Source organism: Phenylobacterium sp., assembly GCF_020402505.1.
Lineage (GTDB): Bacteria > Pseudomonadota > Alphaproteobacteria > Caulobacterales > Caulobacteraceae > Phenylobacterium.
Window position 1 is genome coordinate 1 of the sequence record NZ_JADBZL010000015.1, and the last position, 14,829, is coordinate 14,829.

General features: G+C 63.1%; 13 protein-coding genes. 12 read left to right on the top strand and 1 reads right to left on the bottom strand.

Features of this window, described 5'->3' with window-relative positions; genetic code table 11:
- The first annotated feature begins 333 nt into the window (after nt 1-333).
- Nucleotides 334-2,460, top strand: coding sequence for a TonB-dependent receptor (locus IM632_RS00930; protein ID WP_296551927.1), 2,127 nt, complete (start codon nt 334-336; stop codon nt 2,458-2,460).
- 79 nt (nt 2,461-2,539) lie between these two features.
- Nucleotides 2,540-3,781 carry an FAD-dependent oxidoreductase gene (locus IM632_RS00935; protein WP_296498173.1) on the top strand — a complete coding sequence of 414 codons (1,242 nt, stop codon included), beginning with the start codon at nt 2,540-2,542 and terminating at the stop codon, nt 3,779-3,781.
- 878 nt (nt 3,782-4,659) lie between these two features.
- On the opposite strand, the gene IM632_RS00940 is transcribed toward IM632_RS00935, so the two are convergent.
- The gene (locus IM632_RS00940; RefSeq protein WP_296498176.1) at nt 4,660-5,661 is read right to left on the bottom strand and encodes a creatininase family protein; all 1,002 of its coding nucleotides are present in this window, start codon (nt 5,659-5,661) and stop codon (nt 4,660-4,662) included.
- A 339-nt stretch (nt 5,662-6,000) separates the two neighbouring features.
- Here IM632_RS00940 and IM632_RS00945 point away from each other — a divergent pair, with 339 nt between their 5' ends.
- Genes IM632_RS00945 through IM632_RS00990 form a run of 10 tightly spaced genes read left to right on the top strand, consistent with a single transcriptional unit; the run spans nt 6,001 to nt 14,827 of the window.
- On the top strand, nt 6,001-8,280 hold the full coding sequence (locus IM632_RS00945; protein WP_296503774.1) for a methyl-accepting chemotaxis protein: 2,280 nt from the start codon (nt 6,001-6,003) through the stop codon (nt 8,278-8,280).
- A gap of 3 nt (nt 8,281-8,283) precedes the next feature.
- Entirely contained in the window at nt 8,284-8,574 is a 291-nt protein-coding gene (locus tag IM632_RS00950; RefSeq protein WP_296498181.1) for an STAS domain-containing protein, read from the top strand.
- The gene (locus IM632_RS00955; protein WP_293516368.1) at nt 8,571-8,933 is read left to right on the top strand and encodes a response regulator; all 363 of its coding nucleotides are present in this window, start codon (nt 8,571-8,573) and stop codon (nt 8,931-8,933) included. Before IM632_RS00950 ends, IM632_RS00955 begins: the two co-directional genes overlap by 4 nt.
- 4 nt (nt 8,934-8,937) lie before the next feature.
- Nucleotides 8,938-11,142, top strand: a complete 2,205-nt coding sequence (locus tag IM632_RS00960) for a chemotaxis protein CheA (protein WP_296518290.1) — start codon at nt 8,938-8,940, stop codon at nt 11,140-11,142.
- A 2-nt stretch (nt 11,143-11,144) separates the two neighbouring features.
- A complete protein-coding gene (locus tag IM632_RS00965; RefSeq protein ID WP_296498189.1) occupies nt 11,145-11,612 on the top strand; it encodes a chemotaxis protein CheW in 468 nt (155 codons plus the stop codon).
- On the top strand, nt 11,609-12,496 hold the full coding sequence (locus tag IM632_RS00970) for a protein-glutamate O-methyltransferase CheR (RefSeq protein ID WP_296504191.1): 888 nt from the start codon (nt 11,609-11,611) through the stop codon (nt 12,494-12,496). Before IM632_RS00965 ends, IM632_RS00970 begins: the two co-directional genes overlap by 4 nt.
- On the top strand, nt 12,493-13,521 hold the full coding sequence (locus tag IM632_RS00975) for a chemotaxis response regulator protein-glutamate methylesterase (protein ID WP_296504188.1): 1,029 nt from the start codon (nt 12,493-12,495) through the stop codon (nt 13,519-13,521). Before IM632_RS00970 ends, IM632_RS00975 begins: the two co-directional genes overlap by 4 nt.
- Nucleotides 13,522-13,911, top strand: coding sequence for a response regulator (locus IM632_RS00980; RefSeq protein ID WP_293511780.1), 390 nt, complete (start codon nt 13,522-13,524; stop codon nt 13,909-13,911).
- Nucleotides 13,908-14,450, top strand: coding sequence for a chemotaxis protein CheD (locus IM632_RS00985; protein ID WP_363278724.1), 543 nt, complete (start codon nt 13,908-13,910; stop codon nt 14,448-14,450). The genes IM632_RS00980 and IM632_RS00985 overlap by 4 nt, the downstream gene beginning before the upstream one ends.
- Nucleotides 14,450-14,827, top strand: coding sequence for a hypothetical protein (locus IM632_RS00990; RefSeq protein ID WP_296498196.1), 378 nt, complete (start codon nt 14,450-14,452; stop codon nt 14,825-14,827). The genes IM632_RS00985 and IM632_RS00990 overlap by 1 nt, the downstream gene beginning before the upstream one ends.
- The last annotated feature ends 2 nt before the right edge of the window (nt 14,828-14,829 follow it).

A 14,829-nucleotide genomic window follows, 5' to 3' on the forward strand; every position in this document is an offset into this window, starting at 1 on the left:
CGACAGGCCGCTCGTGGCGACACGATCAACCGCCTCGCGCTTGAAGGCCTCCGGAAACACCCGACGGGTAACGCTCATCAGACACTCCTCTCCAGGCTCAAAAGCCTAGCATGGGTGTCCACCAAAACGAGGGAGGATCAGCCAGATCCGGCATGGTTTTCCACTGAAGCAGGAGAGGATCAGTCCTTCCTTCCCGATACATGCCTGTATTGCATCGTTGGCTTCGGCGTGGCACGAATAGACGTCTATTCGGGGCTTCGTAACGAAGAGGGGATCGCCATGGCGTCCGACCATCACAGGTACGCACTTGTCTCAGCGCTGCTCGCGGGGACGATGTTGTCATTTCCGGCGATCGCCAACGCCCAGCCGGCATCGGCCCCGCCGCCTGCGCCCGCGATCAACGCTCCTGGTGTCGCCGAGGTGGAGGCGACGACGCTGGCGGATGTGATCGTCACTGCGCAACGTCGTGCGGAGCGTCTGATTGATGTTCCCGTCTCGATCAGCACGTTCGGCGCTGAGGATATTCAGAACCGTGGCGTGACGACCCTCAATCAGCTGCAGACCTCTGTGCCCGGCTTGCGGATCGTCGATATCGGCCCCGGCTCGCAGCGAATCCAGCTTCGAGGCATCTCCCAGTACCTCGGCCTGCCGACTGTGGGTAATTATGTGGATGAGTTCTCGGTCAATAACGAGAGCGCCTCGGGCAGCGCAGAGGTGCGGCTGCTCGACATGGAGCGCGTGGAGGTCCTGCGGGGGCCGCAGCCCGCGCTCTATGGCGAAGGTTCGATGGGCGGGACCATCCGCTATGTCACCGCTTCGCCTCGCCTCGACGCCTTCAGCGGCGACCTGCTTGGCGAGGTCAGCAGTGTCGCCGATGGGGGAGCGGGGTTCCGGGCGGAAGGCATATTGAACATCCCTCTTGCGACAGATGTTGCGGGCGTCCGCATCGCCGCCGCACGTGAAGAAGCGCCGGGTTGGACGAACGCGACCTTCGGCAAGGACGTCAACGATCAGGTGACCACCACCGTCCGTGGCAAGCTGCTCGTCCGCCCGAGCGGTCCGCTCACAATTTCGCTCCTGGGCGCCTACCACGAGTCCGAACAGGACGTGAAAAGCTATGCGCTGCAGGACCGCAGGACCGCTCAGGTCACGCCGTCTCCGACGCGCCAGAGGTACTCTCTGGGCAACATGGTGGCGACCTATGATCTCGGCTCCGTGACCCTGCTCAGCTCGACGGGGTACCTGGACCAACAAGGCCGGACGGTCGATGACTCTGCGCGCTTCTACAATCAACTCTTCGGCGCGCCCTTGCTCCGAACCGCACTGACGGACTCGAGAGGAACATTCAAGCGCTTCGCGCAGGAGTTCCGGCTCACCTCGAACGACGAGGGGCCGCTGCGCTATCTTGTAGGCGCGAGCTACTCCGACGCCGACACCACGGGAAAGATTGACGGCAATGGCGAGTCCACATCGCCAGCCATACCCCCCGGGGCGCTGGGGGTTGTTTTCCGATCGGATGGGCGCACCGAATCCAAGGTCAGCGCAGTCTTCGGCAGCGTCTCTTACGACCTCACCGATAGTCTGACCGTTGACCTTGGCGGACGCTACTTCCGTGACAAGCGATCGACGGACAGCACCTTCGCGCTTATCGGGCTTCCTTTCCCGCCGAGCATCAGCAAGGGCAAGACGACCTTTGACACCTTCAACCCCAGGGTGAATGTCAGCTACAAGACGTCCCCGAACGGCATCATCTACCTGAACGCCGCCAAGGGTTTCCGGAGCGGCGGATTCAATCAGGTGGTCGACCCCTCAACCCCGGCGACCTTCGCTCCGGAAAAACTCTGGAGCTATGAGCTCGGCGCGCGCCAGAGCTTTGCGGAAGGCCGGCTTCTCGTCGAGGCGGCCCTCTACTACAACAACTACACGAACATTCAGGCGACGATCGTTCAGTCCGGAGGCACGGTTGCGGCCACCCGCAACGCCGGCAAGGCCCGCGGTGTTGGGGCTGACATTACTTTCATCGGGCGGCCCGTGAATGATCTCAGCCTCAGCGCGACGCTGGGCTGGAACGACATGAAGTTCAAGACCGTTTCGGTGGACCGCAGACCGGGGGATCCTCTGGACCTTGTGCCCAAATGGACGTGGTCTCTGGCGGGCGACTACACTCCAGCCCTCAACGACCAGATGACCCTCATTCTTCATGGGGACATCGGCCATACTGATGAAGCTCAGATCACCCTGCGCAACCTGCCGCCCGGGTTTAAACAGGTTGAGAAGTCCGAGGCGCGTACGATCGCAAACCTGCGGGTCGGGGTCGGGTTGGGCGACCTCGAACTCTACACCTTCGCCGACAATCTCTTTGATGCAAACAAGGTGGTTAACCCGCCCTTCGGCGCGTTTTTCGAGCCCATTCGGACGCGCCCACGCACGATCGGCGTCGGGGTGCGGACCCGGTTCTGAGTCCAGACCGCTCGGCGACTGGCCAGGGCCGCAAGCCCGGGTGAACTGAGGCGACGCCGCGTGTGTCAGGAGTGACTGTATGGCCGACACGGCGGATGTCATCATCGTGGGTGCTGGGATCATCGGCCTGAGTATCGCGCACCAGCTGCTGCGGCGCGCGAAACTCAGGATCCTGGTCCTCGAAAAGGGTGCGGCGCTCGGCGAGGGGTCGACCGGCGCTTCGTCGGCAGTCTGCCGTTTTCGCTACACCTATGACGAGATGGTCTGTCTTGCCCGTGACGGGGTGGCGGCCTACCGGAACTGGAGCGAGTTTCTCGGCGAGGCGGAGACCACCGCCGGATATCAGCGGCTTGGCTCACTGTGGTTCACACCCCTGGGGGGTGACTGGGCCCGGGGGGAGGCCGTCCGACTCCGGCGGCTGGGGGTCGCGGCTGAAGTGCTCGACGATGTGGAGTTGTCGGAGCGCTATCCGGCGCTGAACACCTGCCTTCAGGCGCCAGACCTGGAGAGCGGCGCCGAGCACTCCTGCGGACCCGGCGGTGGGCGTCACCTGTTTGAGCCCGATGCGGGTTACGTGAATCCTATGGACGCCGCCAATGACCTCTTGCGCGCAGTGAAGGCGAAAGGCGCGTCGGTTCGGTTCAACACAAAGGTTGCTCGGGTTCGTGCACGGTCCGGCAAAGCTTCGGGGGTCGAGCTCGCGACGGGCGAAATCGTCGACTCTCCGGTGGTCATCAACGCTGCCGGGCCCTGGTGCAACGGACTCTCGGCGCCGCTCCGGGCCGCTGGCGCCTGGGAGTTCACTCCGACCCGCATTCAAATCGTCCATGTGGACTGCCCGCCTCGAATGCGCGGCCGACTCCCCATCTGTGCGGACCTTACCTCGGGCATTTACTTTCGGGAGCAGCTGGGGAGTGGTCAGATTATCGTCGGCTCGCTACTCGAGTCCGATGAGCGCGAGGCGGTCGCCGACGCTGATGACTTTGCACGGCACCACGACAACGAATTCGCCCGCCTGAAGCTGCACGCCCTACAGCACAGGCTGCCGGGTCTGAGGATCTCGTCGGTGAGGGGTTATAGCGGGCTTTACATGGTCAATCGGAAGGACGTCCATCCCGTCGTCGGACAAACACACGTCGATGGGTTTTACCTTGTCAATGGCTGCAGCGGACACGGGTTCAAGCTCGCTCCAGCCCTGGGCGGAATGATTGCGAGAGCGATCACGGGGGTGCGCGATGGCTTTGACACTGACGTCGATCCCGCCTTCCTCGCCGTCGACCGCACCCCGCTTCAACTCGATCTCAAGAGTGCGATGGCCTGAAGCGGACTCTGCGCAGGCGCGCAGAGCCTGCGACAAGCCGGGCGGATCGCGCCCGGGCATAACTCAACTGCGATGATCGCCGTCGATCGCCACATGTTGGTCGATCGGGCCGCAGGTCCACCTCGTCGCCGGGCTCCGGAAAACGCCTAGCGCAAAGTGCGAATTTTGCGGCGAGTCACCAAAGACGGCGTCCGACCTGGTTGCGGAAGCGTAGAGGGTTCGTTCAACTTGTAACACAAGTGACGCGAGGTAGGCCTGACGCTCTCCAATTGACGCTACTACTGCAGGCGAATCCGCTTCGGGGTCGAAGCTGAGTTTGACGAGGTACGAGCGTATGGTTGTTCGATCTGGCGCCGCCGAGGCGCCCGAACGGCGCCACATCTCTGGGCTATCAACGTGCGCCGCCATGAGGGCGTAGAGTGAGACTCCGTCCAAATTCAGCGAGTCCACGGGAGCCGGTTGCCCTGAACGCCGCAAACGGATCAGACAATCACTTTGAAGTTGGGGGGCTCAGCCCCCCCGACTGCTCTGCCCCTCACTTGGTCAGCCAAAGTGTCGGTGGAGTCTGACCGTGCCAAACCCCAGACCGGGATCAGAGACTCCAGCAGCTCTGGGTGGCCCACGGAGCCTGGAGGCCGCGAGACCTCCGCCGTCTCGGCGCGTTCGCGCTTCAGCCACTCCCGCCTGAGCATCTCGTCATAGAGGTCGCCCTCCGGATCCGGAACGGGTCTGGCATGTCCCTGCGGCATTCGCGCCCTGTTTCATCTCGCCCTTCGTCAACGCCCCCCGGGGAAGAAGAGGATGGCTGGATGGAAATGAAAAGAACGCAGCAGGAACAAATGACGTGGACAAGCCGGACGGGGGGTTCGCGCCGGCCGCTACTTCACCTTCGCCGCCGCCGCCGCGCCCGGGGAACGCTCAGCCAGGGGCTGCAGGGGCCTCAAGCGTTTCCAGTCGTCGATGAACTGGACCGTGGCGTCGATGAGGGCGTCGCTCGACAGCTTGCCGGCTGCGGCGTTCGCCTTCGAGACATCCGCCTCGGACCAGATGCCGGTCTCGGTCATCTCGCGGGTCGAAGTGCGCTTGCCCGTATCCTCGGCCTTCAGCGCCTCGGCTAGGAATACAAGAGACGCCGTCCGGTCGCCCGCCGCCACCCTGGGCAGCATGGCCTTCAGATGCGGTGGCAGGGTGATGGGCGCGACCCTCACGGCCTTCATGTCGACAAGGCCGGGGGTAAGGTAGAGCGAGCTGCTGGTCTCGCCGAAACCGGCATGACGGTCAAACTGGCCCGGCGGCAGTCCTGGCGTCGGCTGGCGCCTCATGTACGGGGCGGCGGCCTCGGTCATTTCCACGGCGATGGCCGGGGTTTCCTGGTTGATCCGGTCGACGATGAAGCGGGTGGTCGCCGCGTTCCCGCCGTGGGCGTTCAGGAAGATGAAGCGCCGGAAGCCGTGGTGGATCAGGCTCTGCGCCGCCTCGAGATAGACCGCCTGAATGGTCTCGGCCTTCAGGGAAATCGTGCCTGGGAAGGCCATGTGGTAGGGCGAGTTCCCCGGCAGGAGTATGGGCGCCACCAGGGCGTCGGTCTTTTGGGCGACCAGCTTGGCGGCCTCCAGGCCGTTGAGAAAGTCGGTGCCGACCGGGCCCTGCGGGCCGTGCTCCTCGATCGCCGCGACCGGGATGATGACCAAGTCGGTCCGCATCAGGAGGTCGGCGACTTCCGGCCAGGTCATGTGCGGCAGGTAGTTCCTGATTTTGGCCTCGCGCCACAGCGGGTTGGCCGGGGGCCCCTCGGCGGGCGCCTGCGCGGCGGCGGGGGCGACCACGGCGCCCGCAAGACAGAGGCTCAGCACTCCGGCCTGGATCGCCGTCTTCAACATCTCTGGTCCCTCCCTATCGGCTACTCAGGGCCCGACGCCCCCTGAGACCCCGACCCCGCCTTCGGCCTGCGGATCAAGCCGATAGCCAGACAATTTTTTTTATTCGCCCGTAAACCTGACATTAAGCGAACCTAGCGAGAAAGGAACCAATATTCTTTCGGCGCCATGTGCACGAAGAGAGGGCCGGTCTGTTCAGCCTCGTCTGGGGCTGTACAGATTCGACAAGAGATCGACATTCTTGGGGAACCATCAATGCTAAACGTATTGAATAATCGCCTGTCCATCATGGCGCGGATTGGTCTTGTAGGTGGGATATTCGTTGTCCCTGTTGTGATCGCCATGACGCTGATCGTCCTGGAGCGCTTCGAGCGGATCAACTTCGCCGCCAAGGAGCAAAGCGGACGCCTCTACATCGAGCAAGTCTGGCCGGCTGTCCTGGGAAGCGCGCAAGTTCGCGAGCAACAGACCGCCTCGCCTGCCCAGACCGACGGCGCCCTGATGAACGGGGCGAAGGCCTTCAACGCCGAGCAGGCCCTGGCGGCCTTCCAGTCGGCTTCCGGAGACTCCGCCCGACTCTCCACCGGAAGGGCGCTCATCACCGCCGTCGCCGATGGGTCGAACCTGACGCTCGATCCTGATCTGGACAGCTTCTACGCCATGGACGCCATTACGGTCCGGCTTCCCGCCCTCCTGGAGTCGGCGGCGGGCCTCCACAAGGCGATCAGCACGGGCGCTGGGGCTTCAGAGATCGCGGTGGCGTTGGACCGGGTCAAGGCGACCAATGATGCCGCCAAGGGATCGCTGAACGCTGCGATTGGGGCCAGTAAACCTGGTGAAGGCCAGGCGAGCCTTCAGAGCCAGCTTGCCCGTCTTGATCCGGTGACCCAGGCGTTGATCCGGCAAGGCGAACTGGCCATGACGGGCGCGCCTGTCGACATCACCCCCGCCCATGCCGCTTTTGCAACGGAGATGCAGACCATCTGGTCTGCGACCTCCGCCGAGCTCGGCCGCCTTCTGGACAACCGGATTCAGGGTTTCTACCGCGAACTGGCCGTGAACCTGGGTATTGTCTTCGCAATCCTGGCGCTCGCGACCTGGTTTGCGGTCTACGTGGCGCGCGGTCTGCGCAAACGCGAAGAGGCGGACGCAAAATCGATCTTCAACCTGAAGGCCATGGCGTCGGCGATGGACCAGTCCCAGGCCAGGATCGAGTTTGATCTCGACGGCGCCATCCTGGAAGCCAACGAGAACTTCCTCAACACCATGGGCTACTCGGCCGGCGAGGTCGTCGGCAGGAAACATGTGATCTTTGTGGACCCCGCCTATGCGCGCAGTCCCGAGTATGCGGGTTTCTGGCAGCGCCTGAGAGCCGGGGAGGCCATCTCCGATGTCTTCACCCGATTCGCCAAGGGCGGTCGCAAGGTCATCATCCAGGCCCGCTACACGCCGCTCATGGGAGAAGACGGTAAGCCCTACCGGGTGGTGAAGTATGCAAGCGACATCACCGCCGCAGAAATTGCTCGGGAGGAGTCCGAGGCTGAACGCGCCCAGCGCGCTCAGGAACAGGCCGCGGTCGTCACATCGCTTGCGAGCGCCCTGAGCAGTCTTTCGGAAGGCAACCTGCAGTCGCAGATCTCCGAAACCTTCCCGGCCGACTACGAGCAGCTTCGCAAGGATTTCAACGCTGCGGTTGCTTCCCTCTCTGAAACCCTCGGCCAGGTCCGGACGGGTTCAGACGCCATGCGCACGGGAGCTGACGAGATCGCCCACGCATCGGACGACCTGTCGCGTCGCACCGAGCAACAGGCTGCGAGCCTCGAGGAAACCGCAGCGGCGCTGGACGAGATCACCGCCACGGTGAAGACCACGGCGGCTGGCGCACGGCGGGCCAGCGAGACGGTGGCGCTTGCCAAGTCCGAGGCCGTCCGGTCCGGCGAGGTGGTGGCCCAGGCTGTTCAGGCTATGGGCGACATCAAGACCTCGTCGCAGGAAATCAGCCAGATCATCGGCGTGATTGACGAGATCGCCTTCCAGACCAACCTCCTGGCGCTCAACGCCGGGGTGGAGGCCGCTCGCGCCGGGGACGCCGGCCGCGGCTTCGCCGTGGTGGCGCAGGAGGTGCGCGCCCTCGCTCAACGCTCCGCCCAGGCCGCCAAGGAGATCAAGTCCTTGATCTCGGCGTCCAGCCAGCAAGTGGGTCAGGGGGTCGAGTTGGTGGGTGAGACCGGCCGGGCGCTCGACAAGATCGTGGCGCAGGTGGCTGATATCGATGCGCTGATCTCCGAGATCGCCGCCTCTGCTCAGGAACAGGCCACGGGGCTCGCCGAGGTCAATACGGCCGTCAACCAGATGGATCAGGTGGTCCAGCAGAACGCCGCCATGGTCGAGCAATCCACGGCCGCCACTCACGCTCTGAAGTCAGAGACGGCCGAGCTGAACCGTCTGATTTCGCGGTTCCGGACCGGCGCCGTCCAGGGCTCAGGACGTTCTGCCCCGCAGCCGGCGACGCCAGACGCGACCCCGCGTCCTTCCCCCGCGCGCGCCGCCACTCGCCGCATCGCCGAAACCTTCGGGGCCAACGCCCTCAAGCCTGCGGAAGACGGCTGGGAGGAGTTCTAGGCCATGACTAACACGCTTTGTCTTGACCCCGTGCTCGACCTCAAGGCCGCCCAGCCCTTGAAGGCCGCGCTGAACGAGCACCGAGGCGCTTCCGTCCGGCTGGACGCGTCCAATGTGGAGCGCCTCGGGGGGCTCTGTCTGCAGGTTCTGGTCGCCGCCCGGCGCGCCTGGTCCGAGGAGGGCCATGACCTGACGATTGAGCCCCGCTCCGCAGCCTTCTCCGCTGCAGCGGCCCTCTTCGCTGCTGAAGCCCATCTCGGCCTGCAGGTCGAAAAAGACGGAGCCGTCCCTTGATCAAGGTTCTTACAGTGGATGACTCCCGCACCATGCGGGACATGCTGCGCCTGGCCCTGGCCGGGGGAGGGTTCACCGTCATCCAGGCGGTTGACGGTGAACACGGCCTCGAGGTGCTTAACGAGAGCGGTGCGGACGTCATTATCACCGACATCAACATGCCCAAGTTGGACGGCTTCGGCTTCATCGAGCGGGTGCGGGAAGACGCCGCCTACCGGGCGACGCCGATCCTGGTGCTCACTACGGAAAGTGACCCCGCAAAGAAGGTCCGGGCCCGCGAGGCGGGTGCGACCGGATGGATCGTCAAGCCCTTCCATCCCGAGAAGCTCCTGGATGTAATCCGGAAGGTGGCGGCCTGAGCCCATGGACGAGCTCGAGGAAATCAAGATCACATTCTTCCAGGAATGTGACGAACTGCTGGGAGATCTGGAGTCAGGGCTCCTGAGCATCGATGCCGGCGACACCGAACCCGAGCTGGTCAACGCGGTGTTTCGCGCGGTTCACTCTGTGAAGGGTGGCGCCGGCGCCTTCGGACTTGAGGCCCTCGTACGTTTCGCCCATGTCTTTGAAACTCTCCTGGACAATATCCGCGGCGGAAAGACCGCGCTTCGGCCCGATCTGGTCAAGCTGCTGCTTCGAGCCGCCGATGTGCTTGCGGATCATGTGGCCGCCGCCAAGCTCGGGGGCGAAGGCGATGCCGCCTCGACGACCTCTATGGTTGAAGAGCTTGAGACCTGGATCTCCGGCGGTCCGGCGCCCGCCCCGCCGGCCCTGCCCGCGGATGTCCAGCCCAATGAAGACGGCATTGTCTTCAAGCCGGTCGCACTGACCCTGCCGGAAGTCGATGAAGGCCCGAGGGAAGAGATCTGGACGATCACCTTCCAGCCGATGGATGAACTCTACGCCAAGGCGAACGAGGCCGGCCTGCTGATCCGCGAGATCGAGCGACTGGGCAAGATCGATGTCGAGCTGTTGGACGATGCTCTGCCGATCTTCGATAACCTCGACCCGGAAACGGCGCACTTCGCCTGGAAGGTCCGCCTCAGGACTGATGTTCCCGAAGAAAAAATCCGCGAGGTCTTCGAGTTCGTCGAGGGCCATTGCTCGACCACGATCGTGCGAGAGGCGTCCCCACCGGTATTGGTCGAAGCCGGCGCGGGTCCCGACATTGCTGCGATCATCGCCGCCGCCCAGGCTGCGAACACGGAAGCCGAGCCCACCTTCACGCCATTGAAGGTCGATGTGGCCGCCGTTGAACCCCAGCCGCCCGTAGCGCTGTCCCCAGCCGCTCCCGTGGCCCAGGTCGCGAAACCGGTCTCGCCGCGTTCACCCCAGCCTCCTCAGGGGGAAAAGGTTAACCAGGCGACCATTCGTGTGGATCCGGAGCGTATCGACAAGCTGATCGACCTTGTCGGCGAGCTGGTGATCAACCAGGCGATGCTGGCCCAGCGTGTGGCTGGCCACGGTTTCGCAGCGTCTTCTGATGTTGGCCGGGGCCTGGACGAGCTGGAACAGTTGACGCGCGACATCCAGGACAGCGTCATGGCCATCCGGGCCCAGCCCGTAAAGTCGGTGTTCCAGAGGATGCCGCGCCTGGTGCGAGAGATCGCGGGTCAGACCGGAAAACAGGTCCGGCTGGTTACGGACGGAGAGAACACCGAGGTCGACAAGACCGTGATCGAGCGGATCTCGGAGCCGATCACGCACATGCTCCGCAATGCGATCGACCATGGACTCGAGACGCCGGAAGAACGCGTCGCAGCCGGTAAGCCCGCAGAGGGGACCGTCCGTCTGGCGGCCCTGCATCGCGGCGGAAGGATCGTCATCGAGGTGGGTGATGACGGCAAAGGCATTAATCGGCCCAGAGTCCGTCAGATCGCCATTGATCGCGGTCTCATCGCCGCCGATGCGCAGCTCACGGACGAGGAGGTCGACAATCTGATCTTCCTTCCCGGGTTCTCAACGGCGAGCACGGTGTCCGATATCTCCGGTCGCGGCGTGGGCATGGACGTTGTGCGCAAGTCGGTGCAAGGCCTCGGAGGCCGGATTTCGATCAACTCCAGGCCCGGCGTCGGATCCACCTTCACTCTCAGCCTTCCGCTGACCCTGGCCGTCCTGGACGGCATGGTCATCGACGTAGCCGGTCAGACCCTTGTGGTGCCGCTGACCGCAATCGTCGAGAGCCTTCGTCCGGTTGCGGCCGAGGTGAAGAAACTCGGGGCCCAGGGCGGCGTGCTTGCGGTGCGTGACGCCTATGTGCCTCTGGTCGACATTGGCCGCGTGCTCGGATTCCAGGCCGCCGAGATCAATCCCGCCGAGGGTGTTGTCTTGCTCGTGGATAGCGAGGTCGGCGGCCGCGCTGCGCTGGTCGCCGACAGTATTCACGGCCAGCGGCAGGTCGTGATCAAGTCGTTAGAGTCCAACTACCAGCAGGTTCCGGGGATCGCTGCAGCGACCATCCTGGGTGACGGTCGCGTGGCCTTGATCCTCGACGTCGACGCCCTGGTCGCGATGCGCAAGCGTGAACCCCTGCGGATGCCTGAACCTTCAATCCAAGCTGCGGAGTGAATATGAACCAGCCAGCAAACATCGGGGCCAGCGAACGCCGCGAGCTGACGTCGTTTTGGACCGGAGAGCAGGAATACTGCGTCGATATCATGTCTGTACGGGAGATTCGGGGCTGGAGCGCGGCGACGCCACTGCCACAGAGCCCGAATTACATGCGCGGTGTGATCAACCTGCGTGGAGCCGTGCTGCCGATCATGGACCTGGCAGAGCGGCTGGATATGCCGCCCACCCAGCCTTCTGAACGCTCGGTCATCATCGTCGTGCAGGTGGGAGAGCGTCTTGTCGGCCTTCTTGTGGACGCCGTCTCCGATATTCTGTCGATCACCCCCGATCAGATTCAGCCTACGCCCGACGTCGGATGCGATCAATCGAAGGCCTTCATCCGCGGCCTGATCACGATCGATGACAGGATGGTCAGTGAGATCGCCGTCGAGCGTCTGTTGCCGGATCTCGAAGGCCTCGCGGCATGAACATGACTGTCCTTGGGCGTAGGGTCGATTCCGACTCCCTCGTCGAGGGCGAGTACAGTTTCACCAGCGACGATTTCCGGACCATTGCGGCGCTCATTTACGAGCAGTCCGGGATCGCGCTGGCGGATACCAAGGCCAGTCTGGTGTACTCCCGCCTTGCCAAAAGGCTTCGGAAGCTCGGATTGCCGGCGTTTGCGGACTACTGCGCGTTGGTCGCTTCCCCCGAGGGCGCAGCCGAGCGCAGCGCCATGCTCAATTCCCTGACCACAAATGTGACCCGGTTCTACCGGGAGCCTCATCACTTTGTTCACCTGCGCGACGAGGTGCTGCGCCCGGCGATCCCGTTCCTGAAGTCCGGCGGTCGGATGCGCCTTTGGTCGGCGGCCTGTTCGAGCGGACAGGAGCCCTACTCGATGGCGCTGACCCTGCTGTCCGTGCTGCCGGACGCCCAGCGGTTCGACATAAAGATACTGGCGACCGACATTGACTCTCGGATTCTGGATCAGGCTCGCGACGGCGTCTATCCGGATGATCTGGTCTCGCCCATTCCGGCGGCGCAGCGGGATCGCTGGATGCGCCGGGATCCGAGCGATCGCTACGCCTGGATGATGGGGGAGGAGGTAAGATCCCTGGTCACCTTCAAGGAACTCAACCTGATTGGTGACTGGCCGGTACGAGGCCCCTTCGACGCCATCTTCTGCCGGAATGTCATGATCTACTTCGATGACCAGACCCAGGAGCGGATCTGTGCGCGGTTCGCGCCGCTTCTGGCCCCGGATGGGCGTCTCTACATAGGTCATTCCGAGCGTGTCAGCGCAAAGGTCTCGAGCCTGGTTTCAGACGGTCTGACGGTCTATCGCCGCGCGGAGGCCTCCAGGTCATGAGTCCGGTCAGGGTGGTGGTTGTCGATGATTCACCTACGATGCGGGGGCTGATCGGCGCCTTGCTTCGTCGGGATCCCGAAATCGATGTCGTCGGGTTCGCGGGGGATCCTCATGAAGCGCGCCAGACGATTAAGGATCTCAATCCAGACGTCATCACGCTCGACATCGAGATGCCGAACATGAACGGCCTGGAGTTCCTCGAGCGCATCATGAGGTTGCGACCGATGCCCGTGGTGATGGTCTCGACCCTCACCCAGGCCGGGGCCGACGCCACCCTCCGCGCGCTCGAACTTGGCGCTGTGGACTGCATCGGAAAACCGTCGAACACTATCGACGCCCGGATCGGCCTCGGCGAGTTGGCCGAGAAGGTGAAGGCGGCCGCAGGCGCCCGTGTTCGCCCCTCCTCGACTTCCGCTCCGCCGACGCCGTCGGCGGAGTTTAGCGGCTCCAACGACGTCATCGCCATAGGCGCCTCTACCGGTGGTGTGGAAGCGCTCCTGAAGGTGATTTCCCACTTTCCCGCCAACTGTCCGCCGACCGTGATCACGCAACACATGCCGGCCGTCTTCACCACAAGCTTCGCCGCAAGGCTTGACCGCGCAACGGCGGCCAGCGTCTCGGAGGCTTATGACGGGGCCCCATTGCAGTCTGGGCGAGTCTATCTCGCGCCGGGCGGCGAGATGCATCTGGAAGTCTCGAAGGCGGGGCCTGGACTGCAGTGCCGCCTGCGCTCCGGCGAACCGGTCAGCGGGCATCGCCCCTCGGTTGACGCCCTTTTTGCATCCGTCGCTTCGACCTGTGGCTCCGCTGCGGTGGGTGCGATTCTGACCGGCATGGGCCGCGACGGCGCCGCTTCGCTGAAACTGATGCGCGATGCCGGCGCCCGCACCCTGGGGCAGAATGAGGACAGCTGCGTCGTCTATGGCATGCCGCGCGTGGCCTACGAAATGGGTGGCGTCGAGCATCAGGTCTCTCTCGAGAAGATCGGTCCGATGATCCTGACTCTTGCCGAGAAGAAATCGTAAATGCCCGCTGCATCCGCATTGTCAGTGCTGATCGTCGACGATCAACTCACGATCCGTTCCCTGGTCCGCAACGGCCTCCAGCAGATTGGTGTGACAAACACCCGCGAGGCCGGCGACGGTGAGGAGGCTGTGGCCGCCCTCGTAGCCCGACCTGCACACCTGGTCATCACCGACTTCAACATGCCTAAACTGGATGGTCTCGGTCTTCTGCGCGCGATCCGATCCTATGAGCCCATCCGAAATACAGCTGTTATCATGCTGACAGGTCGGGCCGACCCCGAACTGGTACAGCGCGCCGCCCAATACGGAGTCAACAATTACCTTGTCAAACCTTTTACGGTAGCCACCCTCCGTGAGAAAATCGAAGAAGTATTTGGAGCGCTTACATGATTTCTGAGGCTCCCAAGATAAGATCTTCAGGCATAATCAAATTTCATGTTGTCCAAGGGGAGCACCGGGTGTCTTCTGACCCTGATGTATCGCTTCTGACAATCCTTGGATCCTGCGTCGCGGCCTGCCTTTATGATCCGCTTCGCGGCGTGGGCGGAATGAATCACTTCCTTCTGGCGGATGGCGACGGCGAGGAAGCCATGAGGTATGGGGCTTATGCTATGGAAGTCCTGATCAATGACCTTCTGAAGTTGGGGGCTTCGCGGGAGCGGCTCCAGGCTAAGCTCTTCGGAGGCGCCAAGATCATGGAGCGGCTGAATGATATCGGCGCCGAGAATGTGCTCTTTGCCCGGCGTTTTCTGACGACGGAAGGCATACCGGTTGTCGGCGAGAGTTTGGGTGGGCGTCGCGCCCGGCGCGTCGAATTCTGGCCCGTGGGCGGTCGAGCCAGACAACGCGAGGTCGATCAGTTCATGGAAACGGCGGCTACACGTCCTGCGATAAACAAGTTCGCAGTGGACGAGATCGAGCTCTTCTGATGTTTGCTCAAACTCAAACCGACGGATTAGGTTCCGGCGACGCTTCCAACGAAATTTCGCTAAGGACCCTTATTGTAAGAGTGGCTCAAGAAGTGGAATTGAATTCCATACTTGCGAGCGACTTTCATGACGTGATTTCCGATCTCGCAGCGAAGAACATGTCTTCTGATGTCATAGAGCGGCTTCAGTCTCTTGATCTCATTTCCCAGACATTGGTCGAAATTGGACTATTCCTGGATCGGTTGAGTACAGTGTGCCCATCGGATATTTTCGTCTCCGAGAATCTTCTGAACAACATCAAGCTGGCGGCTCTTCGAGATCGCCTCCAGGGTAAAGCCCCGGATGTCTCCGGCGGGGCCGACCCCGAACTCTGGTGAGG

Bases quoted from the DNA above. Each gene is read 5' to 3' on its own strand.
- IM632_RS00970 (WP_296504191.1), top strand. From the start codon at position 11,609: ATGAACATGACTGTCCTTGGGCGTAGGGTCGATTCCGACTCCCTCGTC.
- IM632_RS00965 (WP_296498189.1), top strand. From the start codon at position 11,145: ATGAACCAGCCAGCAAACATCGGGGCCAGCGAACGCCGCGAGCTGACG.
- IM632_RS00940 (WP_296498176.1), bottom strand. From the start codon at position 5,661: ATGTTGAAGACGGCGATCCAGGCCGGAGTGCTGAGCCTCTGTCTTGCG.
- IM632_RS00935 (WP_296498173.1), top strand. From the start codon at position 2,540: ATGGCCGACACGGCGGATGTCATCATCGTGGGTGCTGGGATCATCGGC.
- IM632_RS00980 (WP_293511780.1), top strand. From the start codon at position 13,522: ATGCCCGCTGCATCCGCATTGTCAGTGCTGATCGTCGACGATCAACTC.
- IM632_RS00960 (WP_296518290.1), top strand. From the start codon at position 8,938: ATGGACGAGCTCGAGGAAATCAAGATCACATTCTTCCAGGAATGTGAC.
- IM632_RS00985 (WP_363278724.1), top strand. From the start codon at position 13,908: ATGATTTCTGAGGCTCCCAAGATAAGATCTTCAGGCATAATCAAATTT.
- IM632_RS00950 (WP_296498181.1), top strand. From the start codon at position 8,284: ATGACTAACACGCTTTGTCTTGACCCCGTGCTCGACCTCAAGGCCGCC.
- IM632_RS00945 (WP_296503774.1), top strand. From the start codon at position 6,001: ATGACGCTGATCGTCCTGGAGCGCTTCGAGCGGATCAACTTCGCCGCC.
- IM632_RS00990 (WP_296498196.1), top strand. From the start codon at position 14,450: ATGTTTGCTCAAACTCAAACCGACGGATTAGGTTCCGGCGACGCTTCC.
- IM632_RS00930 (WP_296551927.1), top strand. From the start codon at position 334: ATGTTGTCATTTCCGGCGATCGCCAACGCCCAGCCGGCATCGGCCCCG.
- IM632_RS00975 (WP_296504188.1), top strand. From the start codon at position 12,493: ATGAGTCCGGTCAGGGTGGTGGTTGTCGATGATTCACCTACGATGCGG.